17 protein-coding genes are annotated in these 23,822 nt (G+C 72.4%); 15 read left to right on the top strand and 2 right to left on the bottom strand.

The window, feature by feature from the left end:
* The first annotated feature begins 688 nt into the window (after positions 1 to 688).
* The 5 genes from FSYMDG_RS13155 to FSYMDG_RS13135 all read left to right on the top strand — a co-directional run bounded on the left by FSYMDG_RS13155 (position 689) and on the right by FSYMDG_RS13135 (position 9,471).
* A complete protein-coding gene (locus FSYMDG_RS13155) occupies positions 689 to 3,553 on the top strand; it encodes an ABC transporter permease subunit (protein ID WP_013873938.1) in 2,865 nt (954 codons plus the stop codon).
* Positions 3,550 to 4,440, top strand: a complete 891-nt coding sequence (locus tag FSYMDG_RS13150) for an ABC transporter ATP-binding protein (RefSeq protein WP_013873937.1) — start codon at positions 3,550 to 3,552, stop codon at positions 4,438 to 4,440. Before FSYMDG_RS13155 ends, FSYMDG_RS13150 begins: the two co-directional genes overlap by 4 nt.
* 55 nt (positions 4,441 to 4,495) lie before the next feature.
* Positions 4,496 to 5,746, top strand: coding sequence for an ABC transporter substrate-binding protein (locus FSYMDG_RS13145; RefSeq protein ID WP_013873936.1), 1,251 nt, complete (start codon positions 4,496 to 4,498; stop codon positions 5,744 to 5,746).
* A gap of 766 nt (positions 5,747 to 6,512) precedes the next feature.
* Positions 6,513 to 7,802 (top strand): ABC transporter substrate-binding protein, encoded by a 1,290-nt coding sequence (locus FSYMDG_RS13140; protein WP_347176484.1) that lies wholly within the window; start codon positions 6,513 to 6,515, stop codon positions 7,800 to 7,802.
* 421 nt (positions 7,803 to 8,223) lie between these two features.
* Positions 8,224 to 9,471 (top strand): ABC transporter substrate-binding protein, encoded by a 1,248-nt coding sequence (locus FSYMDG_RS13135; RefSeq protein ID WP_013873933.1) that lies wholly within the window; start codon positions 8,224 to 8,226, stop codon positions 9,469 to 9,471.
* Between the two features lie 62 nt (positions 9,472 to 9,533).
* Here the strand turns inward: FSYMDG_RS13135 and FSYMDG_RS13130 are convergent, their stop codons facing one another.
* A complete protein-coding gene (locus tag FSYMDG_RS13130) occupies positions 9,534 to 10,709 on the bottom strand; it encodes a CaiB/BaiF CoA transferase family protein (RefSeq protein ID WP_013873932.1) in 1,176 nt (391 codons plus the stop codon).
* A 212-nt stretch (positions 10,710 to 10,921) separates the two neighbouring features.
* A complete protein-coding gene (locus FSYMDG_RS13125; RefSeq protein ID WP_013873931.1) occupies positions 10,922 to 11,620 on the bottom strand; it encodes a TetR/AcrR family transcriptional regulator in 699 nt (232 codons plus the stop codon).
* 430 nt (positions 11,621 to 12,050) lie between these two features.
* On the opposite strand from FSYMDG_RS13125, the gene mftA reads away from it, so the two are divergent.
* From mftA to FSYMDG_RS13080, 10 genes are all read left to right on the top strand, one after another.
* Positions 12,051 to 12,197, top strand: coding sequence for a mycofactocin precursor MftA (gene mftA / locus FSYMDG_RS24585; protein WP_013873930.1), 147 nt, complete (start codon positions 12,051 to 12,053; stop codon positions 12,195 to 12,197).
* A gap of 68 nt (positions 12,198 to 12,265) precedes the next feature.
* Positions 12,266 to 12,607 (top strand): mycofactocin biosynthesis chaperone MftB, encoded by a 342-nt coding sequence (mftB, locus tag FSYMDG_RS13120; protein ID WP_013873929.1) that lies wholly within the window; start codon positions 12,266 to 12,268, stop codon positions 12,605 to 12,607.
* Entirely contained in the window at positions 12,604 to 13,896 is a 1,293-nt protein-coding gene (gene mftC, locus FSYMDG_RS13115) for a mycofactocin radical SAM maturase (RefSeq protein WP_013873928.1), read from the top strand. Before mftB ends, mftC begins: the two co-directional genes overlap by 4 nt.
* 1 nt (position 13,897) lies before the next feature.
* On the top strand, positions 13,898 to 16,120 hold the full coding sequence (locus FSYMDG_RS28525) for a mycofactocin system FadH/OYE family oxidoreductase 1 (protein ID WP_013873927.1): 2,223 nt from the start codon (positions 13,898 to 13,900) through the stop codon (positions 16,118 to 16,120).
* Positions 16,121 to 16,285: 165 nt separating this feature from the next.
* Complete coding sequence (locus tag FSYMDG_RS13105) at positions 16,286 to 18,262, top strand: mycofactocin system FadH/OYE family oxidoreductase 2 (protein WP_013873926.1); 1,977 nt, start codon at positions 16,286 to 16,288, stop codon at positions 18,260 to 18,262.
* Between the two features lie 98 nt (positions 18,263 to 18,360).
* Positions 18,361 to 19,374, top strand: coding sequence for a mycofactocin-associated electron transfer flavoprotein alpha subunit (locus tag FSYMDG_RS13100; RefSeq protein WP_013873925.1), 1,014 nt, complete (start codon positions 18,361 to 18,363; stop codon positions 19,372 to 19,374).
* A complete protein-coding gene (locus FSYMDG_RS13095; protein ID WP_013873924.1) occupies positions 19,371 to 20,822 on the top strand; it encodes an FAD-dependent oxidoreductase in 1,452 nt (483 codons plus the stop codon). The genes FSYMDG_RS13100 and FSYMDG_RS13095 overlap by 4 nt, the downstream gene beginning before the upstream one ends.
* The gene (locus FSYMDG_RS28520) at positions 20,819 to 21,289 is read left to right on the top strand and encodes a ferredoxin family protein (protein ID WP_013873923.1); all 471 of its coding nucleotides are present in this window, start codon (positions 20,819 to 20,821) and stop codon (positions 21,287 to 21,289) included. Before FSYMDG_RS13095 ends, FSYMDG_RS28520 begins: the two co-directional genes overlap by 4 nt.
* A 7-nt stretch (positions 21,290 to 21,296) precedes the next feature.
* Positions 21,297 to 22,394 carry a mycofactocin-associated electron transfer flavoprotein beta subunit gene (locus FSYMDG_RS13085; protein ID WP_013873922.1) on the top strand — a complete coding sequence of 366 codons (1,098 nt, stop codon included), beginning with the start codon at positions 21,297 to 21,299 and terminating at the stop codon, positions 22,392 to 22,394.
* A gap of 154 nt (positions 22,395 to 22,548) precedes the next feature.
* The gene (locus tag FSYMDG_RS13080) at positions 22,549 to 23,583 is read left to right on the top strand and encodes an NADP-dependent oxidoreductase (RefSeq protein WP_013873921.1); all 1,035 of its coding nucleotides are present in this window, start codon (positions 22,549 to 22,551) and stop codon (positions 23,581 to 23,583) included.
* Positions 23,584 to 23,822: the final 239 nt, after the last annotated feature.

The raw sequence follows: 23,822 nt of genomic DNA, 5'->3' as shown, positions 1-23,822 counted from the left end.
GCATCCGGCGCCGCGTGTCGTGGGCCGGTTCGGTATGGGATCCACCGTGGTGCTGGAATGGTGGCGTAGGTAGGGGTTTTCCCTTGTATCCGGAACGTGGTCAAGGCTTGACCAGGGATGATCGCACGGCTAGGTTGCAAACGATCGTTAGCGGTTTCCGTCGCTCTCCCAGCGGTCGGGCGCCCGTCCAGGCACCAGCAGAGAAAAGGAACAGCCGAAGTCGGGGGCCGGCGGAGGAGGCGCAGGGATGTGACAGTTGCCGCGAAGGCCGAGACGGCGTACGCGGTGACAGAGAGCGATGCCTATCACGGCTGGAAGTGGCCGAGCGGGCGAAATGTCACGATGACCGGTGCCGACACCGGGACACCGGGGCGGCCCGCTGACGCGGGGCCTCGCGACGACGGCCGCCGGTACGATCCCATCCGTGCCAGTCGGCCGCGCCGACGTGTTGATCAATACCCATGTTCCGATCAGCCAGACGGCCCTCTGTCATCGCATCCGTCTGCAGGTCACCGCCGGCCCCCTTGCCACATCGCCGGTGCGGCGGTCGCGGACATGACTGGCCGTGTCCGCGACCGCCGCACCATGCCCAGGGTGGCGGCACGACATCGCGCGCCCGCCCCCCGGCCTGTCGCCGGAGAAGTGACCCACCACGGCCATGACGGCCGCTGGCCCAGTTTGGGGAGACATGTCCCAGGTTCTGCCCTTTGTCGTCACCGGTCTGACGACCGGCGCGGTCTACGGGCTCGCTGGCACCGGCCTGGTGCTGACCTATAAGACGTCGGGCGTCTTCAACTTCGCGCACGGCGCGCTGGCAGCTGTCGCAGCATACCTCTTCTACTCCCTGCACATCGGCCAGGGTTGGTCCTGGCCGATGGCTGCGGCGGTCGCGGTGCTGCTGGCGGGGCCGCTGCTGGGCCTGGTCCTCGAACTTCTCGCGCGGTCGATCCAGGCGGCGAGCCTGGCCCTGCAGGTGGCGAGCACGGTCGGGCTCCTGCTCGTGATCCAGGCCGTCATCGTCCTTTCCTACGGGACGCTGGAGCTACGGACGGTCCCGGTCTTCCTCGCCTCGGGCGACGTGCGGCTGCTCGGGACGAACGTCCGCTGGACCGACATCGTGACCTTCGCCTTCGCGCTGCTCACCACGGCGGGTCTGTCGGTGATGTTCCGCACGACCCGGCTGGGGACGGCGATGCGCGCCGTCGTCGACGACCCCGCCCTGCTGGCCCTCACGGGAAACAGCCCGGCGACGACGCGGCGTTTCGCCTGGTCCATCGGCGCCACCCTGGCCGCGGCCTCCGGCGTGCTGTTCGCGCCGCTGCTGCCGCTGGACCCGGTGCAGCTGACCCTGCTGGTCGTGGCCGCGTTCGGCGCGGCGGCGGTCGGCGGGTTCACGAACCTGCCGCTGACCTTCGCCGGTGGGCTGGCCATCGGCGTGCTGGCCTCCCTGTCGACGAAGTACTTCACCACCGGCCCGCTGGCGGGGCTGCCGCCGGCGCTGCCGTTCACCGTGCTGTTCGTCGTGCTGCTGGTCTTCCCCCGCCGCTACCTCATCGGCCCGTCGCGGGCCGTCGCCCGCCGCCGGCCGTCGTGGACGGTGCCACCCGTCCTCCAGCTCGTCGCGGGCGCGGCGCTGCTGGCCGTGCTGGCGACCGTGCCCTCGTTCGCCGGCATCCACCTCACCGACTGGACCGTGGCGCTGGCGACGAGCATCGTCTTCCTCTCGCTCGGCCTGCTCGTCCGCAACTGCGGGCAGGTCTCGCTCTGCCAGGTCAGCTTCATGGCGATCGGTGCCGCCGGGTTCTCCCACCTGAGCGTCGACCACGGCCTGCCGTGGCTCGTCGCGCTGCTGCTGGCGGGGCTGGTCGCAGTGCCGGTCGGGGCGGTCCTCGCGATCCCGGCGATCCGGCTCACCGGGCTCTACCTGGCCCTGGCGACCTTCGGCTTCGGCATCTTCCTGCAGTACATGTTCTACGCGCAGGACTACATGTTCGGGCCCACCGGCGCCGGCCTGGACCAGCCGCGTCCCCACCTGTCCTGGCTGGAGATCGACGACGACCGGGGCTACTACTTCCTCGTGCTGGCGATGACCGTCATCGCCGCGGGAGTCCTGGCCGTGCTCGACCGCGGCCGGCTCGGCCGGCTGCTACGCGGGCTGGGTGACTCGCCGACCGCGCTGGAGACCAGCGGCGTGACGGTGAGCGTCACCCGCGTGCTCGTCTTCTGCGTCTCGGCGTTCATGGCCGCCGTCGGCGGGGCGCTGGGCGCAGTCGCGCAGAGCACCGTCTCCGCCGACTCGTATCATCCGCTGCTGTCACTGACGTACTTCGCTCTGATCGTCATCGTGCTGGGCGGCAACCCGTGGTATGCGCTGACGGCCGCCGGCGCCCTCGTCCTGATCCCGTCCTACTCCTCGGGCGAGAACACCGCGACGATCCTGCAGCTCGTCTTCGGCCTGGCGGCGATCGCGACGGCGATCGCCGCCCATTCGACGGCACTGGTCCCACCGGCGGTGCGGCAGGCGATCGGCACCGTCCTCGGTGGCCGCCGTCGCGCCGCGCGCGCCACCGCGGCGGCCGCCCCGCAGCCCGCCGCGGACAGCCCGCCGGCTGCCGTCACGGACGGCCAGGCTGCCTCCCCGGCCGGGGAGGCAGCCGCCGCGGCCCCGGTGCCGACGCGGCCGGCGGCCGGCGCCAGCCGGGTGCGGCCGGGCGCGCTCACCGTGCGCGGCCTGCGGGTACGGTACGGCGGCCTGGTCGCGGTGGACGAGCTCAACCTGGTCGCGCCGACCGGACGGGTCACCGGGCTGATCGGCCCGAACGGCGCCGGCAAGACCACGACCTTCAACGCCTGCTCCGGCCTGGTGCGCCCGAGCCGGGGGAGCGTCCTGCTCGACGACCGTGACGTCTCGCGCGCCGGCCCGGCGGCGCGGGCCCGACGCGGCCTGGGGCGCACCTTCCAGCGGATGGAGCTGTTCGACACCCTCAGCGTCCGGGACAACGTCGCGGTCGGCGCGGAGGGGACGCTCGCCGGCGGCAACCCGCTGTCGCACCTGGCCGGGCGGCCGGCGGACCGGTTGGCGGTGCGCGTCGCCACCGACCGCGCGCTTGAGCTCTGCGACCTGGGCGATCTTGCTGGCGTGCCCGCGGCAAACCTCTCGACCGGCCAGCGGCGGCTGGTGGAGCTGGCCCGCTGCCTGGCCGGGCCCTTCCGGATCCTGCTGCTCGACGAGCCCTCCGCCGGCCTCGACCGGGCGGAGACGCGGCGTTTCGGCGCGATCCTGCGGCGCGTCGTCGACGAGCGCGGGGTCGGCATCCTGCTCGTCGAGCACGACATGTCGCTCGTGCTCGACGTCTGCGAGGCGGTCTACGTCCTCGATTTCGGCCGGCTGGTCTTCACCGGGAGCGCGCGCGAGGCCGTCGAGTCGCCGATCGTGCGGGCGGCCTACCTCGGTGACGCGCTGGTCGAGACCGCCGCGGGCAGCACGGCCGTGGGCAGCGCGGCGGCGGACAGGACAGCGGACGAGGCGGCGGACGAGGAGGTGGCCGTATGAACGCCGGGCTGGCCGTGACCGAGCGGGCCGACGCACTCCAGCTACGTTCGGTGACAGCGGGTTATGGGCGTTCGACTGTACTGCGCGAGGTCACCCTGACGGTGCCGGCGGGATCCGTCGTCGCCCTGCTCGGGCCCAACGGCGCCGGCAAGACGACGCTGTTGCGGGCGGCCGCCGGCCTGCTGCGGCCATCCGCCGGGACGGTCACAGTCACAGGCCGTGATGTGACCAGGAGCAGCCCGCATCAGCGGGCCCGGGCCGGGCTGTGTCTGGTCCCGGAGGGCCGCGGGATCTTCCCGAGCCTGACCGTCCGGGAGAACCTCCAGCTCCAGCTGCCGTCCTGGCGCGGGCATGGCGGCCGCGGCCGCGGTGGCGGCATCCGCGGGAGCGGTGGCCGCGGTAGGGACAGCGGCCGCGGGAACGACAGTGACCGGGAGAACAGTGGCCGCGGGAACAGCGCTGTGGATGCGGCGTTGGACGCCTTCCCGGTGCTGCGTGACCGACTGCGCCAGGTGGCGGGCACGATGTCCGGCGGCCAGCAGCAGATGCTCGCGCTGGCGCGCTGCTACCTGTCGGACCCCGCCGTGGTGCTGCTCGACGAGGTCTCCATGGGGCTCGCCCCGCGCGTCATCGACCAGATCTTCGAGTCGCTGCGGGGGCTCGCCGCCAGCGGCGTGTCGCTGCTGCTCGTCGAGCAGTACGTCAGCCGCGCTCTGGAGATGGCCGACGTGGTCTGTCTGCTGGGCCGCGGCCGCGTCGGCTTCACCGGGGCGCCGTCCGAACTGGACGGGGACGAGCTCGTACGTGGATACCTGTCGGCGGGCCACGACCCGGGCACTGCCGCGGTATCGGCGCACGGAGCCGATCCGGCCGGCACCGGACAGTGATGCTTTTTTCGCGATGGTCCGCCGGTATGACGACCGGAACACCAGAAGGAGAAGGATGAACGGGAAAAGACGCGGCGCCGCGTTGTGGGCCTTACTGACCGCCGTGTTGGTGGCGGTAGCTGCCTGTAGCTCCTCGGATTCCAATTCGGGGACGGACGCGGAGGCGCTGTCGGGCAAGCCAGTCGTCCTCGGCGCGATCTGCAGTTGTTCAGGTGCGCAGTCGGCCACCCTCGGCCGGCTCAAGGACGTTTTCGACACCTGGGCCAAATCTGTCAACGCGCGGGGCGGCGCCAACGGCTATCCGGTGAAAGTGATCGTCGAGGACGACGGAGGTGACCCGGCGAGGTCGTTGCGGGCCGTCAGGAAGCTGGTCGAGCAGGACAAGGTCGTGGCCATCGTCGGCGACAGCAGCCTGGTCGACGCGACCTGGGCCGACTACGTGACCGAGAAGGATATTCCGGTCGTCGGCGGGCTCTCCGTCGAGTCGCCCTTCCTGACCCATCCGGACTTCTTCATAACGGGCGCACCGGTCCCGGTGACCACGGTGGGTATCTGGGAGGCGGCGAAGGCGGCCGGCAAGAAGAAAGTCGGCCTGTTGTACTGCTCCGAGACACCCGTCTGCGCCCAGCTCGAGGGCCTGGGCAAGGCGGCTTCCGCCATCGTCGGTGACGTCGGGATCGCCACCGGGAAGATCTCGGCGACCGCGCCCGACTACACCGCGCCATGCCTGGCGCTGAAGGACGAGGGCGTGGACGCGCTGTTCGTGGCGCACAACTCCGAGGTCGTGCCGCGGGTCACGGACTCGTGCGCCCAGCAGGGATTCACCCCGACCGTGATCAGCCAGACCCCGACCCTCGGGCCGTCCTGGCTGGGGCACAACGGTTTCGACGGGGCTCTCCTGTCGTCTCCGACCGTCCTCTACACCGACGAGTCCGTGCCGGCGGTGAAGGAGTTCCTCGACGCGCTGGACACGTACTACCCGGACCTGCGCAAGAGCCGGCAGTTCACCTATGACACGATCTACCCGTGGGCCAGCGGCAAACTGTTCGAAGCGGCGGCCAAAGCGGGTAACCTCGGGCCCGACTCGACATCGGCCGACGTCAAGAAGGGGCTGTACGCGCTGAAGGACGAGACGCTGGGTGGCATCATTCCACCGACGACCTTCACGGAGGGTCAGCCGGCCTTCCCCACCTGCTATTTCCAGGCAGCTATTCAGGGTGACAAGGTAGTTAGCCTCAACAAGGGTGCGACGAAATGTCTGACCGAAACCCAGACCACGCAGCTGGTGCAGGCCCTGAAGGGCTAGCTCCGACGGCCGACGGCGGCGCGACAAGGTCCGCCGCGCGACGACGCTGGTTTCGCGATGACGTCTGTCGCGTGACGACACCGGTTTCGCATCGCCGTCGATACCGCATGGTCTTTCTGTCGGTTGTTTCTACCGAAACGGAACGCCGGAACACGCTTCGGCGGCCCGGGACGGCTGTAGGCCCGCCGGATCGGCCAGTTGGCGGGGCTGGCCGTCCGGCGGGGATCCGCGGCAGGGGACGATCTTTTGATGTCGACGGGCCCCGCGGCGGCCCCGGCCTGCGACGGGGGTCCGAGACGGCTTTCCACCGCCGTCGACGGCAGCGGGTGAGCGGGGCCACGGCCAGGCCGGGCAGGGCTGACGGCTTCGTCAGGCACACGGTGCCAGAGGCCGTCAGGCACACGGTGCCAGAAGCCCTTCCCAGCCGGGGCGAGCACAGCGCCGGCGGCCCGGGCGAGGAGGTGGCCAGCGGTCTTCCTTGCCACCGCCGAGACAGGCCCTGGGACGGGTGTCCCGTCTGTGTCCGGGTGGTTTCTTCTCCCGGCTGCCGGCTTTCGGGCAGGCTGTCGGGAGGCCGCGGGCCGGGAGTTGGCGGCCAGGAGAAAACCGTGACCGCGCGTCCGGCCGGTCGTGCGGTGACAACCGGGACGGATTTTCCCGAACCCGGTTCGCGGTTGTTCTCCCGTCGGCCGGGTGTCGCGTCCCGGTATTCCAATCGACATTGGAATACCGGGGGACGGATGACTACCTACCGTGCACTCCTAGAATGGCCCTGTTTCATCTCGTGCGCACGGAGAGGCGGGTCAACATGACAGTGATCAGAAGACGCCGACGCTTACATTTCATCACCCTGGTTCTCACATTGGGCGCTCTGGGTGGGCTGGTGCTCGGATGCGGTGACAGCGATGGTGTCAGGCAGTCCGCCCGATCATCCTGTAGGACGCCGGGAGTAACCGATACCGAGGTCAAAGCCGGTCTGGTGTTCAGTATGTCTGGGCCGGGGGCGTCCCCGCTGGTCGGGTTCCGGTCCGGTATCAACGCCCGTCTCGGGGTGGCCAATGCCGAGGGCGGTGTCAACGGCCGGAAGATTATCTACTCCTGGCGGGACGACGCCACCGACCCCGCGTTGAACCTGGTCGGTTCCCGCGACCTCGTCGAGGACGAAGGGGTCTTCGGAATCATTCAGGGACCGCACGTGGCGGCCGGTTCCGCGCCCTATCTGAGCGAGCGGGGGATCCCGGTTGTCGGATCCGCCGGCGAGACCGTCTGGGCGCAGTACAAGAACATGTTCTCCTGGCACTACTACACCACCGAACAGGGTTCGTCCACCGTCTGGGGAGACTTCGTCCGCAGCCGGGGCGGCACCCGTGCCGTCATGGTGGACATGGCGTTGAGCGAGGCCACCAAGAAGTTCCACCGGCAGCTCGCCCAGAGCCTGAACGCCGCCGGTGTCAACACCGACATGACCTTCGAGGTGACGGCCAACACGACCAGCTTCGACGCGCTGGCCCGGCAGATGAAGGCGGCGCAGGTCGACACCATCGCCGGGGTCATCTTCCCGGACGTGCTGATCAAGCTTCTCCCGGCGGTGTGGGCCGCCGGGGTCAACCTCAAGACCGTGCTCATCCCGGTCGGCTACGACCCGACGCTGCTGCAACAGGCCGGCCCGGCGCTGCCCGGGGTCATCATCTACACCGACTTCGTCCCGTTCGAGCTGAACACCGAGGCGCACAAGCGGCTGTTCGACGCGATGACCACCTACGCCCCGGAGAACCAGGTTCCGGCGCAGGAGAGCACCGTCTTCGGATGGTTGTCCGCCGACATGTTCATCCGTGGTCTGCAGGAGGCCGGGCCCTGCCCGACCCGCCAGTCGTTCATCGACGGCCTGCGCAAGGTTCACGACTATGACGGCGGCGGTCTGCTGCTGCAGAAGGTCGACTTCGCCACCAACTCCGGACGGCTGGGTGACTGCTACGCCTTCGTCCAGGTCAGCTACGACGGCAGCCGGTTCCTGCCGCTGGCACCCACCCCGCGCTGCGGCCGCCTGCTCCCCTGAGCGGGCGGTTACTGACCGCAACTGGCTGGTCGCGCGGGAACGGCCGATCCCGCGTGAACAGGCCGGGCCGGACCTGCGGCGTCGTGCCGGTGGCGGCCGGACGGAACCACCGTCCGGCCGCCACCGGCACCCGCCGCGGGCCGCGTAAGCCCGCTCGCCTGGCAGGTACAGGTACGGTCACGGCCCGCCTCTCACGCGGCGTCAGACCGGTTCTGGCCGGCTCTGGCCAGCTCTGTGCGACCGCGCCACAACGGGGGGCGGCAGGAGGTTCGTAATCCCTGCCGTACACCGCTTCTGGTCGTCGCTCGGTGACTCTTCACATCAACGGAAGGCCAAAGTCTGGTGGCCGTCCGACTGCGCACCGCATACTCCTACACTGGCCTGTGCTCCATCTCACACTTGGGACAAGAGACGGGTCAACATGTCATTGGTCAGCAGACGTTGGCACTTACGTTTCACCGCTCTGGTCGTCGCGTCGAGCGGCCTGGGCGGTCTGGTAGTCGGATGCGGCAGCGGGGATACCAGCCGATCCGTGCAGGCGGAGAGCTGTACGGCACCGGGAGTGACCAGCGCCGAGGTAAAAGCCGGCCTGTTGTACAGCGATTCCGGGCCCGGAGCCTCCCCCGTGCACGGGTTCCGCTCCGGCGTCCAGGCCCGTTTCGAGCTGGCCAACGCCGAAGGCGGCGTCAACGGCCGGAAGCTCACCTATGCCTGGCGGGACGACGCCACGGATCCCTCGGTGAACCTGATCGGGGCCCGTCAGCTCGTCGAGAACGAAGAGGTTTTCGGCGTCATGGAGGGGCTGCAGGCGGGGAGTGGTTCCGCGCAGTATCTCGACGAGAAGGGGATCCCGGTCACCGGGTTCGCCGGCGAGGCTGCCTGGTCAGAGCACCAGAACATGTTCTCATGGCATTATTATTCGTCCGAGAAGGGCGCGTCCACGGTCTGGGGGGATTTCGTCCGCAGCCGGGGTGGCGCTCGTGCCGCCATGGTGAACATGGCGTTGAGCGACGCAAGCCGGAAATACCGCGAGGAGATCGTCGACAGTCTGCGGGCCTCCGGCATCTCCGTTGACATGGAGTACGAGGTGACCGCCGGTACGACCAGTTTCGACGCGCTGGCCCGGCAGATGAAGGCGGCGCGCATCGACACGATCGCCGGTGTCATCTTCCCGGACGTGCTGGCGAAGTTGATCCCGGCGGTTCGTGCCGCCAACGTCGATCTCAAGGCCGTGATCGCCCCGACCGGCTATGACCCGGCGTTGCTGCTGCAGCTGGGCCCGGCGCTGGCCGGGCTCGTCGTGTACATCAACTTTGTTCCGTTCGAGGCGAACACACCGGCCCACACCCGGCTGCTCAACGCGATGACCGCCTATGCGACGGAGAACCAGACCCCGGCGCAGGAGGGCACCGTCTTCGGGTGGCTGTCCGCCGACATGTTCATCCGTGGGCTGCAGGAGGCCGGGCCCTGCCCGACCCGCCAGGGGTTCATCGACAGCCTGCGCAAGGTCCGCAGCTACGACGGTGGCGGTCTGCTGCTGAAGCCGGTCGACTTCGCCACCAACATCGGACAGCTCAGCGACTGCTACGCGTTCGTCCAGGTCAGCGACGATGGCAGCCAGTTCGTACCGCTGCAGCCCATCCCGTACTGTGGCAAACCTGTCGCCTGAGGTAGCAACAGTTACGAGCTGTCGCTGGCCGGCCGCCCCGGCTTCCTCCCCGGACCGTCGGGTCAGGCCTGGACCGCCGCGCCGGAGGCGAGCAGCGCGTCCACGTCGCGCACACCCCAGTCGGTCAGCGCCTGTCGGGTGTGCGCGCCGGGCCGCGCCGGAGGCTCCGGCCGGCCGGGAGGCGTCCGGCTGAAACGGGGCGCGGGAGCGGGCTGGCGCACCCCGTCCACCTCGATGAACGTGCCGCGGGCCGCCAGGTGCGGGTGGCCCGCGGCCTCTGTCAGGTTCAGCACGGGGGCGACGCAGGCGTCGGTGCCCTCGAAGACCTTCGCCCACTCGTCCCGGGTGCGCCGGGCGAACGCCGCGGCGATCCGCTCCCGCAGCGCGGGCCAGGCGGCGGGGTCGGCACGCTCCGCCTCGTCGGGCTCCAGACCGAGCAGCGTCATGAACTGCGCGTAGAACTTCGGCTCCAGCGGCCCGACGGCGACCCAGTTGTCGTCGGCGGTCCGGTAGACGTCGTACCAGGGACGCCCGGTGTCGAGCAGGTTGACGCCCCGCTCGTCGCGCCACTGCCCGGCGGCGAGCAGGCCGTACACCATGGCGGTCAGCGACGCCGCGCCGTCGACGATGGCGGCGTCGACCACCTGGCCGCGGCCGGACCGGGCCGCCTCGAAGACCGCGGCGAGCACGCCGACGACCAGGTACAGGGAGCCGCCCCCGAAGTCGCCGAGGAAGTTGACCGGCACGGCGGGCTCCTCGCCCTGGCGGCCCAGCGCGTGCAGCGCTCTGGTGATCGCGATGTAGCCGATATCGTGCCCGGCGGTGGGGGCCAGCGGGCCGTCCTGGCCCCAGCCGGTCATCCGGCCGTAGACGAGACGGGGATTGCGGGCCCAGCAGTCCTGCGGGCCGACCCCGAGGCGTTCGGCGACCCCCGGCCGGTAGCCCTCGATCAGCACGTCCGCCCGCTCGGCCAGGTCCAGCACCGCCCGTACGCCGTCGGGGGAGCGCAGGTCGATGGCGACCGAACGACGGCCGCGCCGCAGCACGTCCACCGCGGGCGGCACGATGTCGTTCGCCTCACCCGGGCGGTCCACCCGGATCACGTCCGCGCCCAGGTCGGCGAGCAGCATCGCGGCGAAGGGCCCGGGGCCGATGCCGGCGAGTTCGACGACGCGCAGCCCGCGCAGCGGCCCGGTCGCGCCGTTGGCCGTCTCGTTGGCCGTCCCGCTGTCCGTCATACCGCCTCCGGCCTAGATCGGGTGAGCAGCCGTCATCCTGGCTCGTGCGGCCTCAGCCTAACCAGGTAGGGAACGTCCGCTCATCCAATGGCACATCCCGTCACAGCCGGTGTGGCGCCGGGTCCGCGGCGGCCCGGCGCAGCGAACGTACGTTCACCACGCGGGCCGGATCGTGCCACGGGCCGAATCCTGCCGATCACCCTGCCGGAGGGTCAGACGGTGGCCTTCGCCGAGGAGCTCTGGGACGACCGGGCCCGTCGCTGGGGAGGGGGAAGCGCCCGCGTGGCGGGCATCCCCGCCGCCCGCTCGGCAGCCGTGGCCACGACCGTGTCGACGAGCTGTCCGCACAGCCTGTCGAAGATCTCGTCGGCGGACAGGGAACGCTGTTCGAACGCCTGGTTGAGATACGGCGTCCGCTCGGCGTCGTGATCCACCCCGGCGCGGTCGCCGCCGCGCGCCTCGTGCAGGGCGCTGCCGATCGCGGCAAGCTCGAGCGCCTCCAGCATCGGCGCGATCGCCCCGACCGGCACACCTTCCTCTGCCAGCAGCGCGGCGGTGGCCTCCAACTGCATGAAGCCGATGCTCAGCGGCCGGCGGCGCAGCATCACGGGCACGAGGTCGGGATGTTCGCGCAGTGCCTGCCGCAGCCGGCGGGCACTGCGCAGGATCCACACCCGCCAGGGCTCGTCGTGGGCCTGCGGGGTGCGGACACCTTCGAGCGCCAGTTTTGCCGCGCCGACGACGATCTCGTCCTTGTTCTGGAAGTGGTGGTACAGGGAGGCGCCGTTGACCCTGAGCCGTTCGGCGAGCCGCCGGATGCTCAGTGAGTCGATACCCTCCGTGTCTATGATCTCCAGCGCGACCTCCAGTGCCCGTTGTCTGGAGATCAGCGGAACCTTCGGTCGCGCCATCGCTGTGCCGCCCTCCCGCGACATCGCCGGGGCGTGAGCTCCCGGATCATGGGCAGTGTCGCTTCGCCCGCCGACGATACCAATCGATGGTAATCGATATCAATCGATTCTGATCGACACCAATCGACACCAATCGACACCGACCGGCACCAGTCGGCGACTGTCCCGAAGATCCGTCGCGATCCACGCCGCGCGGGAGCCGCCGCGCCCGGCCGCTCGCCGGCCAGGGCATCCAGGCGGAAGACGGACGGAAGACCTGGCCAGACGGACGATCTGGACGGAGGATTCGGCCGGAGATCTGGGCGGAAACGGTGCAGGGGCTTTCTTTCGGCACCAAGTGCCACTACTGTGACTCGGCACTGAGTGCCACTACTGTGCATTCGCACACGAAACCACCCGACCGACACAGGGAAGCGACAAGGGAGCGGCCATGGGCAACCACGCAGGCGAAACGCTGACCATCCTCGACGAGGACACCGCTGGCGCGGCACAGGTCGTCGACGGCGATGTCGACGTCATCCAGGAGGAGTTCCTCGTCGAGGACGTCTCCATCGACGGGATGTGCGGGGTCTACTAGTGCCGCTCCCAGCGCCGCGTCAGCCATCGTGCACCCCGTCCGCCGCGCCCGGACGGCCAGAGCAGACAGTGGCTGACGCGGCACCGGCCCGCGCGGCCCGGACGAGCGAGCCCACCGCGGCGGCGCGGGCCGTCCCCGACTTCGCCCTCGACGCCCCCTGGCAGCTGCATCCCCAGGTCTCGGTGCGGCCAGAGCCCTTCGGAGCGCTGGTCTACCACTTCGGGACGCGCCGGCTGTCCTTCCTGAAGGACCCGACGCTGCTGCGCCTGGTCCAGGCACTGCCGGAGCACCCCCGCGCGCGGGACGCCGCCACCGCGATCGGCCTCACCGAGGCCGACCTGCCGCGCTACCACCGTGCCCTTGCCACGTTGGCGGCAACGTCCATGATCGTCGAAAGGAGCCTGCCGTGAGTGTCGCCGCGGCACCGGCCCGCCTGGTCGACCACTTCCAGCACGGCCTGGCCGCCCCGATCTGCCTGACCTGGGAGCTCACCTACGCCTGCAACCTGGCCTGCGTGCACTGCCTGTCCAGCTCGGGGCGGCGCGACCCGCGCGAGCTGAGCACCGCGGAGTGCCGGGCGGTCATCGACGAGCTCGAGCGCATGCAGGTCTTCTACGTCAACATCGGCGGTGGGGAACCGACCGTCCGCCCGGACTTCTGGGAGATCGTCGACTACGCCGTCGCCCACCACGTCGGGGTGAAGTTCTCCACCAACGGGGTGCGCATCACCAGGGACGTCGCCGCCCGGCTCGCCGGCAGCGACTACATCGACGTGCAGATCTCCCTGGACGGCGCCACCGCCGAGATCAACGACGCGGTCCGCGGCACGGGCTCCCACGCCACCGCCGTGCGCGCCATGGAGCACCTCGCCGACGCCGGGTTCTCGGGCTTCAAGCTCTCCGTCGTCGTCACCCGGCACAACGCCGGCCAGCTCGACGCGTTCAAGGCCCTCGCCGACCGGTACGGCGCCCAGCTGCGGCTGACCCGGCTGCGCCCGTCCGGCCGCGGCGCCGACGTCTGGGACGAGCTGCACCCCACCGCCGCCCAGCAGCGCGAGCTCTACAACTGGCTGGTGGCCCACGGCGAGCAGGTGCTCACCGGGGACTCCTTCTTCCACCTGTCCGCCTACGGCCAGGCGCTGCCCGGGCTGAACCTGTGCGGCGCCGGCCGGGTGGTCTGCCTGATCGACCCGGTCGGGGACGTCTACGCCTGCCCGTTCGCCATCCACGACTCCTTCCTCGCCGGCAACGTCCGCGAGCCCGGTGGCTTCGAGCGGGTCTGGCGCTCCTCGGAGCTGTTCACCGAGCTGCGGGCGCCGCAGAGCGGGGGCGCGTGCGCGTCCTGCGCGCACTTCGACTCCTGCCGGGGCGGCTGCATGGCCGCGAAGTTCTTCACCGGCCTGCCGCTGGACGGCCCGGATCCCGAGTGCGTCCAGGGCTACGGGGTCGACGCCATGCTCGCCCGCGGCGACGCCGGCGTCCCGAAGCCCTCCGGCGACCACTCCCACGCCCGGGCCGCCGCCGGGAAGCCGCCGCGGCGCGGGGGGTCGGGGCGCGGGCCGGGGCCGGTCCCGGTGGTCATCGGCCGCGCACCGGTGAGTGCCGCACCGGTGAGTGCCGCACCGGTGAGTGCCGCACCGGTGAGTGCCTGTCAGCAGGACCCGCTGGCCGGGTTCGCGCCCACCGCCGTGGGGCACTGACATGCCCGCCCCACAACTGGCCGACCCCCTGTTACTGGGGGCACGGCAGGCGCCCTCCCGAGTGCTGTTCGGGCCGCACGAGACCAACCTCGGCCACCGGCGCTCGTTGAGCCCCCGGCAGGTAGCCTACTACGCCCGGCGGGCCGCCGGCGGTGCCGGGATCATCGTCACCGAGACGGCGTCGGTCACCGCCGACGACTGGCCCTACGAACGGGCACCGCTGGCCGCCGACTGCGCCCCCGGCTGGTCGGCGGTGGCCGACGCCTGCCGGGAACACGGCACCCTGGTGCTCGCCGGGCTCGGCCACGCCGGCGGGCAGGGCTCGAGCGCGTTCTCCCAGTCGGTGCTGTGGGCGCCGTCGCCGGTGGCCGACGCGGCCAGCCGCGAACTGCCCGCGGAGATGGAACAGCCCGAGATCGACGCGGTGATCGAGGGTTTCGCCGCCGCGGCCCGGCTGGCCACGGCGGCCGGCACCGACGGGGTGGAGATCGACGCCGGGGCCGTCTCGCTGCTGCGCCAGTTCCACTCCGGGCTGACCAACCAGCGTCAGGACGACTACGGCAGCGACCGGCTGCGCCTGACCCGCGAGGTGATCGCCGCGGTGCGCGGCGCGCTGGGGGCCGAGGGCATCCTCGCGCTGCGGCTGTCCTGCGACGAGCTCGCGCCCTGGGCCGGGGTGACACCCGAGCAGGCGGCCGCGCAGGTCGCCGCCCTCGCCGGCGACATCGACCTGCTCGTCGTGGTCCGCGGCGGGCCGTTCTCCACCTCCGCCTACCGGCCCACCGCGCACACGCCACCGATGTTCAACCTGGAGCTGTGCCGGCGGATGCGGGCCGCCGCCGGGGGCGTCCCCATGGTGCTGCAGGGCAGCGTCGTGGACGTGGCCGAGGCCGAGGCCGCCCTGGCCGACGGCGTCGCCGACATGGTCGAGATGACCCGGGCGCAGATCGCCGAACCCGACCTGGTGCGTCTCGCACGCGCGGGCGCGGCCGACCAGGTGCGGCCGTGCGTTCTGTGCAACCAGGCCTGCCGGGTGCGTGACAACCGCAACCCGGTCGTCAGCTGTGTCGGTGAGCCGTACAGCGGTCACGAGACCGCCGAGAGGCCGGTCGCGGGCACCGACCCGCGGGCCCGCGGCGTGCTGGTGGTCGGCGGTGGGCCCGCCGGGCTGGAGGCCGCCCGGGTGCTGGTGCTGCGCGGGCACCAGGTCCGGCTGGCCGAACGCACCGGCGCGCTCGGCGGCGCGCTGCGGGCCGCCGCGGTCGGGCCGGGCCGCACCCGGCTGGCTCTGCTCACCGACTGGCTGGCGGCGCAGTGCCACCGGCTGCGGGTGCGGGTCGACCTCGGGGTCGAGGTGACCGTCGACGATCTCGACGCGGCCGTCGCGGACGGCTGGGACGTCCTGCTCGCCACCGGGTCCCGGCCCGTGCCCGGCCGTTACGGACCGGCTGGTGCCGATGATGCCGCCGCCCTCACCGCCGGCTCCAGCGCCGCCGCCGGCGGTGAGGGCGGTGCCGCCGATGACAGCGGCAACAAGAGCAGCGATGCCGGTAACAAGAGCGGTCCCGGTGCGGAGGACAGAGCCGACAGCGAAGCCGTCGCCGGTGCTGGTGTCGTCGCTGGTGCTGGTGCTGATGACGAAGCCGGCGGCGCTGCTGAGGGGGGCGCCGCCGAGGACCGTCCCGGCGCAGGCGGGACGACCGTGCTCGACGTGCTCGACGTGCTGCGCGGCGGCCTGGACGCCGTTCCGGCCGGCCCGGTGTTCGTCCACGACCCGGTCGGGGGGCCGGTGGCGGTCGGGGTCGCCGAATGGCTCGCCGGAGCCGGGCGCGAGGTGACCCTGGGCACCCCCGACACGGTGGCGGGCACGCTGCTCTCCCTCACCGGCGATCTCGCACCGGCCAACACCCGGCTGCAGCAGGCGGGCGTGCGCCGCCAGCCGCGGGTGCTGCTGCGCGAGGCCGGCGGCGGGCGGGTCGTGCTGGAGGACGTCTGGACGGGCGAGCGCCGCACGCTGCCGTGCGCGGTGCTCGTCGACTGCGGTCACCGCCTCCCCGAGGAGGCCCTGTACACGGCCCGGCCGGGCACGCCCCGGGCCGGCGACTGTGTGGCGCCGCGGACGGTTCTCGAAGCGGTCCTGGAGGGCCGCCGCCGCGCTCTCGGGATCGGCGGCCGTACGAGCCCGCCGGCGTCCCGGCCGCTCGCCGGGGCACGCCGCGGTTAGGCCACCTCCGATGGACCTTCATTCAGCGGCTTCCCGCCTGGCGGCTCCTCGTCCACTGGCCGCACGTCCGGCGGTTCCTCGCCCGGCGGCGGCTACGCGGCCGTACGGACCGGTGCCCGGACGGCCGCCCGCACCCAGCCGGCAGCCCGCACCCAGGAAGGCGACATGAGTGCCACCAGCCGTTACCGGTACCTGTTCAGCCCGTTGCGCATCGGGCCGCTCACCGTCGACAACCGGGTGGTCTTCTCGGCGCACCTGACCAACTACGCGCGGGACGGCCTGCCCTCCGAGCAGCACGTGGCCTACTACGCGGCCCGGGCGGCAGGCGGCGCGGGGATGATCATTACCGAGGAGCACTCGACGCATCCCACGGACTGGCCGTACGAGAAGCTCATCCACGGGTTCAACCCGGAGGTGATCCCCGGCTACCGGCGGATCACCGACACGGTGCACGCGCACGGCGTGCCCATCCTCGCCCAGATCAACCACAACGGCGGCCAGGCGTCGTCGATGTACTCGCGGCTGCCGGTGTGGGCGCCCAGCCCGGTGCCCGACCCGCTGTTCCGCGAGGTCCCCAAGGCCGTCGAGCTTCACGAGATCCGGGAAGTGGTCGACGGCTACGGGCTGGTCGCCGAGCACTGCGTCGCCGGCGGCTTCGACGGCGTCGAGCTGCAGTGCTCGCACTCGTCCATCGTGCGCGGCTTCCTCTCCCCGGCGACCAACCGGCGCACCGACGCCTACGGCGGGACGCTGGCGAACCGGGCCCGCCTGCTGCTGGAGATCGTCGACGTGGTCCGGGTGGCCCTCGGCCCGCGGCGCGCCCTCGGCGTGCGGATCTGCGGCGACGAGCTGATCGAGGGTGGTACGACGATCGAGGAGGCCGTCGCCGTGGCCCGGCTGGTGGAGGCCACCGGCAAGGTCGACTACATCAACACCTCGATCGGGGTCGCCACCGCCACCCTCTACATGATCGAGGCGAGCATGCAGGTGCCGCCGGGCTACGCGATGTTCATCCCGAGCGCGATCCGGCAGGCGGTGAGCCTGCCTGTCGTCGGCGTCGGCCGGTTCAAGGACCCGCTGCAGGCCGACCGGGCCCTGGCCGCGGGACACGCCGACCTCATCGGGGTGGTGCGCGGCCAGATCGCCGACCCGGACTTCGTGGCCAAGGCGCGGGCCGGGCACGCCACCGAGATCCGCACCTGCCTGTCCTGCAACCAGGAGTGCGTGGGACGGATGGGGCTCAACCGCTGGCTGGGCTGCATCGAGAACCCGCGCACCGGCCGGGAGTCGGTGCCGCTGCCGCCGCCGCGCCGCCGCGGGCGGCGGGTCCACGTCGTCGGCGGCGGCCCCGGCGGCATGCAGGCCGCTGTCACCGCCGCCCAGCGCGGGCACCACGTCACCCTGTTCGAGCGGTCGTCGCGGCTGGGCGGCCAGGTGCCGGTGGCGGCGGCCGTGCCGAGCCGGGCGGAGTTCCTCGACATCGCGCGCAACCTGATCGCGCACGTGCGGCGGACCGGCGTCGACGTACGGACCTCCGTCGAGGTGGACGCGGACTTCCTGCGCGCGCAGGCCCCGGACGCGGTGGTGCTGGCCACGGGTGCCCGACCGAATCCCCCCTGGTGGGCGGCGGGGCATCCCCGGGTGGTGGACGTGCGCGACGTGCTGGAGGGGCGGGCGGAGCCGAGCGGCACCGTCGTGGTCGTGGACGAACTGGGGTTCCACCAGGCCACCTCCGTCGCGGAGCTGCTGGCCGACCGGGGCTGCCAGGTCGAGGTCGTCACCAACGGCATGGTCGTCGGCCAGGACCTCGGGGTGACACTGGACCTGGAGACCTGGAACGTCCGGGCGGCGGCCAGGGGCATCGTCCAGAGCACCGATCTGGTGCCGATGGGGGTGACGCCCGGCGCGGACGGCGGTGTGCTGCTCGCCCTCCAGCACCATCCCACCGGCACCGACGCCCAGCGCGCCGTGGACTGGGTGGTCTGCGCCGTTCAGCAGCAGGCGGAGGACACGCTCTGGCGCGGCCTGCGCGAGGATCTGCCGGCGCTGCCGTTCTCCGTCCACCGGGTTGGCGACTGCCTCGCCCCCCGCCGTGCACACGCCGCGGTCGTCGAAGGCCAACGCGTGGGGGTTTCGCTGTGAACGCAGACGGACGCGAGTGGAGTGGTCGTCCCCGTCCCGGGGACGGCGGCGGAGGGAGTGGCCGTCGGAGCGAACCGGAAGATGCGAGCGCGGGGGGTGTGGGAGACGGCCGGTTCGTTCCGGGCGGGGTGGTGCTTGCCGTGGTGGTGGCGCGCGGGGGGGTGCTGCCGCTGGGCGCGCAGGAGAGCATCGCCGAGGCCGACGGGCAGGCGTTGATCATCGGTGGCGGGGCCAAGGAGGCGGCGCAGGCGGTCACCGGCGCGTCGGCGCTGTGGTGGAGCGACACCGGCCCCGGGCTGCGCGCCGGCGCGCTCGCCCGGGTGCTCGCCGACGTGCTCGCCGACGTCCCGCTGCTGCTGTTGCCGGCGTCCCCGGACGGCCGTGACCTTGCCCCTCGGCTGGCCGCCGCGCTCGACCGTCCGCTGCTCGCCGGCGCCGTCGCGGTCCGGCGGGACGCCGACGGGGTGGTGCGGGCGGAGCTGCCGAGGCTGGACGACCGGCTGCTGCTCACGGTGGAGTGCGTGCGGCCCGCGGTGGCGACCCTGCTGCCGGGCGTGCGCTCCGTGCCCACAGCCGGGCGGCGTCCGGATCCGCGCGAGCTGCCCCTGCCGCCGCTGTCACCTTCGCGGTCCTCGGCGGTCTGGGCGCGTGATGTCGACGTCATCGAGGTGGTCGAGCCGGATCCGGCCACGATGGATCTTGCCGAGGCCGGCCGGGTCGTCGGCGGCGGCGCCGGGCTGGTGCCCCCCGGGTCCGGCGCGGATCAGGCGCGGGCGCTGTTCGACCTGCTCGCCGCCGTGTCGGCGGCGCTCGACGCCTCGGCGGGGGCGACACGGGTCGCCACCGACGCCGGCTGGATCGGCTACGACCGCCAGATCGGCACGACCGGGGTGACGGTCGACCCCGAGCTCTACGTCGCGTTCGGGATCTCCGGCGCGAGCCAGCACGTCGGCGGGCTGGGCTCGCCCCGGCATGTGGTGAGCGTCAACGTCGACCCGTCCTGCCCGATGACCGCGATGGCCGATCTCGGCCTGGTCACCGACGCCCGTGAACTGCTGATGGAGCTGGCCCGGCGGTTCGGTGTCCCCGTCCCCGAGGAGGTCCGGCCGTGACGGCAACGCCTGCCGCGTCGTCGGCAACGCCCGCGGCGCCCGCACCGTCGGCGTCGGCCTCGTCCCCGCCGTCCCCGCCGTCCCCGCCGTCCCCGCAGCCGGCGTCACCGGCGTCACCGGCGTCATCGGTGTCACCCGGCCGGGCGACGTTGTTCTTCGACGCGGTCGTCGTCGGTGCCGGCCCGGCGGGGTCGGCCGCCGCGCTCGAGCTGGCCCGGGCGGGCCGGTCCGTCGCGCTCGTCGAGCGGGGGCCGTTTCCCGGGTCGAAGAACGTCTACGGTGGCGTGATCTACGGCCGGGTCCTCGACGAGGTCCTCCCCGCCTGGTGGGAGGAGGTGCCGGTGGAGCGCTGGGTGGTGCGTCGGTCAACGATGATCATGACGCCGACGCGGTCGCTGTCCATCGACTACCGCAGCCAGGCCTGGGGCGCCGCCCCCTACAACGGGATGACCACCTACCGGGCGGACTTCGACAGCTGGCTGGCGGGCAGGGCCGTGGCCGCGGGCGCCCGACTGGTCACCTCGACCGTGGCCACCGGGCTGCTGCGCGACGCCGCCGGCCGGGTCGTCGGTGTGCGCACCGACCGGGCGGACGGCGACCTGCGCGCCCAGGTCGTGATCGCCTGTGACGGGGTGAACTCGTTCCTGGCGAAGGAGGCCGGCCTGCTGCCGCGGGCCGACGCCGCGCACCACACCCTCGGCGTCAAGGAGGTGCTGTCGCTGCCGGCGGAGGTGATCGACGAACGTTTCGGGGTGCGCCGCACCGAGGGCGTGGACATCGAGATGCTCGGCTGCACCCGCGGGATCCCCGGCGGCGGCTTCCTCTACACCAACGCGGACACGGTCAGCGTCGGCGTGGTGCTCTCCCTGCCCCACCTGGCGGTGGCGAAGGTACGTCCCGAAGAGATCATCGCCGATGTGAAGGCGCACCCGGCCGTCGCGCCCTACCTGCGCGGGTCGACGGTCAAGGAGTACTCCGCCCATCTGATCCCCGAAGGCGGCTACGACGCGATGCCGCGGCTGCACGCCGACGGGCTGCTCCTCGCCGGCGACGCCGCCGGCATGACGCTTGCCGCCGGCATCTGGCTGGAGGGGGTCAACTTCGCCATCGGCTCGGGGCTGGCCGCGGGCCGGGTCGCCGCCCGGGCGATCACCGTCGGTGACGTCTCCTCGGCCGGGCTCGCCTCCTACCGGTCCGACCTGGAGGGACAGTTCGTGCTGGCCGACCACAGACGGCTGCGCGGCGCGCCCGAGGTGATCCTCTCCGAACGGATCCAGCAGCGGTATCCCGGCCTGATCACCGACATCGCCGAAGGGGTGTTCACCGTGACGAACCCGACGCCCAAGCCCGGGTTCACCCGGCTGCTGCGGCGGGCGGCGAGGCGCAACGGCGTGAGCCTGCGCGAGCTGGCCGCCGACGCAGCCCGGATCGGCCGGGTGTTCCGATGAGCCGCCTGCCGCTCGGCCTCGTCAGGGACCGCAGTCGGGACCGCCGCCGGGCCGGTCGGGCAGCCCCGGCGGCCCCGACGGCCGCACCGGCCAGGACCGGCCCGGCGGCCACGGGTCTGCCGGCAGACCCGGCGGTCACAGCCGGCTCGGGCGATGCGGCCGGGGCCGCCACGGGCGAACGCTGGCACGACATCTCCTTCGACGACCGGATGGCCACCGTCGACTTCCGGGTCGGCGAGCGGGCCCACATCGTGGTCGACTCCGACGTCTGCCGTTCGTGCACCACGAAGGCGTGCGTGACCGCCTGCCCGGCCAACCTGTTCGCCCCGACCTCCGACGGCGGCATCCTGTTCAACTACGAGCAGTGCTTCGAGTGCGGGACCTGCTACATGATCTGTAACGGCGAGAACGCGATCAGATGGACCTACCCGGACGGCGGGCAGGGCGTCGTCTTCCGGCGGGGGTGACGGCGCCGTGACGTCACAGCCGTCCGAACCGGCACTCACGACAGCGGCCGAGACCCGGGCCGAGACCCGGGCCGAGACCCCGGTCGGGGCAGCGGTCGGGGCAGCGGTCGGTACCGGGACGGCGGTCGCGCCGCTTGTCGTCGTGTGCCTGTGCCACACCGACCTGCGGCCGGATGTCGACCCGCTGACCGGGGCCGTCACCCGGGACCTGCGCGGCGCCGGGATCGCCCCGGCCGAGCAGGCCGCCCTCGAGCACGCGCTGCGGATCGCCGATGCCTGGGGTGGGGCGGTGCTGGCCGTGGCCGCCGGCCCACCCGCAGCCGACGAGACCCTGCGCGCCGCGGCCGCGCTCGGCGCGCGAGTGCTGCGGGTCCCATGGCCGGCGCCGGCGTCGGCACCGGGGGCGGCGCCGGCGCCGCACGCCGGCGGCCCGCGCCACGGTGACGATCCCCGGCATGCCGGCGATCCGCTCGGCTCCGCCCGGCACTACCTCGACGATCTCGGCCGGGACGAGCGTGCCCTGGCCCGCAGCCTGCTCGCCGCGGTCCGCACCGTCGGGGAGCCGGCGCTGGTGCTCTGCGGCGACCGCTCCCCGGACCGGGGCACGGGCGCGCTGCCCGCGCTGCTGGCGCACGAGCTCGGCGCCGCCCAGGCGCTCGGGCTGGTCGACCTTCGTGTCGACGGCGGGTCGCTGCTGGCCGAGCGCCGTCTCGACGGCGGCCGGCGGGAACGGTTGCGGGTGCGCCCGCCGGCGGTGTGCTCGGTCGAGGGCGCCGGCGTCCGGCCGCGACGGGCGTCCCTGCCGGCGGTCCTGGCGGCGGAGCGCGCCGAGATAGCCGTGCTGGACGCGGAAACCGTCGCCGGCGACGACCTGGCGGCCGCCGTCACGGTCCGCTCGGCGCGTCCGTTCCGGCCGCGGACCAGGGTCGTCCCGCCGCCGTCAGGCACCCCCCGGCAGCGCCTGATGGAGCTGACCGGCGTGCTGGTCGCGCACGAACCGCCCACCATCGTCGGCCCTGTGAACGCCGCCGGCGCGGCCGACGCGCTGCTGGCCTTCCTGGAACGCAACGGCTACCTCGGCGAGCGGCCCTCCGCCGGGCCGTAGCCGCGCTACCGTCGGCGGTGGCTGCCCGGCGCCCGGCATCCGGCACGCGGCATCCGCCGTATCAGGGCTGTTCCTGCCAGGGCCGCCTCCGCAGGGGCTTCCCTGGCAGGGGCAGCCGCCGTACCAAGCGCCGTTGTCCCGTGGAGGGTGGACCTTGAAGGCCGTCAACCGGCAGATCCGTCTCGCGGCCCGTCCGGTGGGCCTGCCCGCCCCCGGCGACTGGGAGCAGGTCGAGACAGTGGTTCCCACCCCCGGTGAGGGGGAGTTCCTCGTCGAGATCAGCTATGTCTCCCTCGACCCGGCCATGCGGGGCTGGATGAACCAGGCGCGCTCCTATGTCCCGCCGGTGCCGCTGGGGGAGGTCATGCGCGCCTATGCGGCCGGCCGCGTCGTCGCCTCCAGACATCCCGGGTTTGCCGTGGGTGACCATGTCACCGGGCCGTTCGGGGTTCAGGAGTACGCGGTCTGCGACGGCCGGGGCGTCGCCACGGTCGACACCGGCCGGGCGCCGCTGCCGACCTACCTCGGCGCGCTCGGGATGCCGGGCCTGACCGCCTATTTCGGGCTGCTCGACATCGGCCGCCCCCGGCCGGGTGACACCGTGGTGGTCTCGGCGGCCGCCGGTGCCGTCGGCAGCGTGGTCGGCCAGATCGCCAAACGGCTGGGATGCCGTGTCATCGGTATCGCCGGTGGCGCGCGCAAGTGCGGCTGGCTGGTCGACGAGCTCGGTTTCGACGCGGCCATCGACTACAAGGAGCAGAATGTCGAGGACGCGCTGCACAAGCACGCCCCCGACGGCGTCGACATCTATTTCGACAATGTCGGCGGTGACATCCTCGACGGCGTCCTCGTCCACCTGGCCCTCGGCGCGCGGGTGGTCATCTGTGGCGCGATCTCGCGGTACAACGCGACCACGCAGGTCAGCGGACCGCGGAACTACTGGTGGCTGCTGATCCAGCGCGCGTCCATGACGGGGATGCTGGTCTCCGACTACGCCGACCGCTATCCGGAGGCGACGGCGGAGCTGGCCAGCTGGCTGGCGGACGGTTCGCTGCGGGCTCGCGAGGACGTCGTCACCGGCGGGATCGGGGGTTTCCCCGAGGTGCTGCTCCTGCTCTTCTCCGGCGGCAACACCGGCAAGCTTGTACTCGAGATCGCCGGCTCCGCCCGCCTGGGCCGGGACGGCTGAGATGACCTCCGGGATGAACGCGCGGCGGTCCGCACGACGGGGGACGCCGCCTGCGTCGTTCCTGGCCGGATCCAGGGCAGCCGCCCGGAACAATGGTGGAGTCCGATCTTCTTTGAGACGTCGCTGTTGATGCTGACGCCGTGCTTACAGCCACGGCGCGCGCACAAGAGGTGATGCTCGCAGGAGGTGGCGCGCACAGGAGGTGAGAGGTGCCCGGGACGGTGGTGAGAGCATGGTGA

The sequence above is a fragment of the Candidatus Protofrankia datiscae genome (genome assembly GCF_000177615.2).
Classification (GTDB): domain Bacteria; phylum Actinomycetota; class Actinomycetes; order Frankiales; family Frankiaceae; genus Protofrankia; species Protofrankia coriariae.
Note: the sequence above shows the minus strand (reverse complement) of the source record. Positions and strands in the feature narration are given on the sequence as shown.

Bases quoted from the DNA above. Each gene is read 5' to 3' on its own strand.
- FSYMDG_RS13155 (WP_013873938.1), top strand. From the start codon at position 689: ATGTCCCAGGTTCTGCCCTTTGTCGTCACCGGTCTGACGACCGGCGCG.
- FSYMDG_RS13150 (WP_013873937.1), top strand. From the start codon at position 3,550: ATGAACGCCGGGCTGGCCGTGACCGAGCGGGCCGACGCACTCCAGCTA.
- FSYMDG_RS13145 (WP_013873936.1), top strand. From the start codon at position 4,496: ATGAACGGGAAAAGACGCGGCGCCGCGTTGTGGGCCTTACTGACCGCC.
- FSYMDG_RS13140 (WP_347176484.1), top strand. From the start codon at position 6,513: ATGGCCCTGTTTCATCTCGTGCGCACGGAGAGGCGGGTCAACATGACA.
- FSYMDG_RS13135 (WP_013873933.1), top strand. From the start codon at position 8,224: ATGTCATTGGTCAGCAGACGTTGGCACTTACGTTTCACCGCTCTGGTC.
- FSYMDG_RS13130 (WP_013873932.1), bottom strand. From the start codon at position 10,709: ATGACGGACAGCGGGACGGCCAACGAGACGGCCAACGGCGCGACCGGG.
- FSYMDG_RS13125 (WP_013873931.1), bottom strand. From the start codon at position 11,620: ATGGCGCGACCGAAGGTTCCGCTGATCTCCAGACAACGGGCACTGGAG.
- mftA (WP_013873930.1), top strand. From the start codon at position 12,051: ATGGGCAACCACGCAGGCGAAACGCTGACCATCCTCGACGAGGACACC.
- FSYMDG_RS28525 (WP_013873927.1), top strand. From the start codon at position 13,898: ATGCCCGCCCCACAACTGGCCGACCCCCTGTTACTGGGGGCACGGCAG.
- FSYMDG_RS13105 (WP_013873926.1), top strand. From the start codon at position 16,286: ATGAGTGCCACCAGCCGTTACCGGTACCTGTTCAGCCCGTTGCGCATC.
- FSYMDG_RS28520 (WP_013873923.1), top strand. From the start codon at position 20,819: ATGAGCCGCCTGCCGCTCGGCCTCGTCAGGGACCGCAGTCGGGACCGC.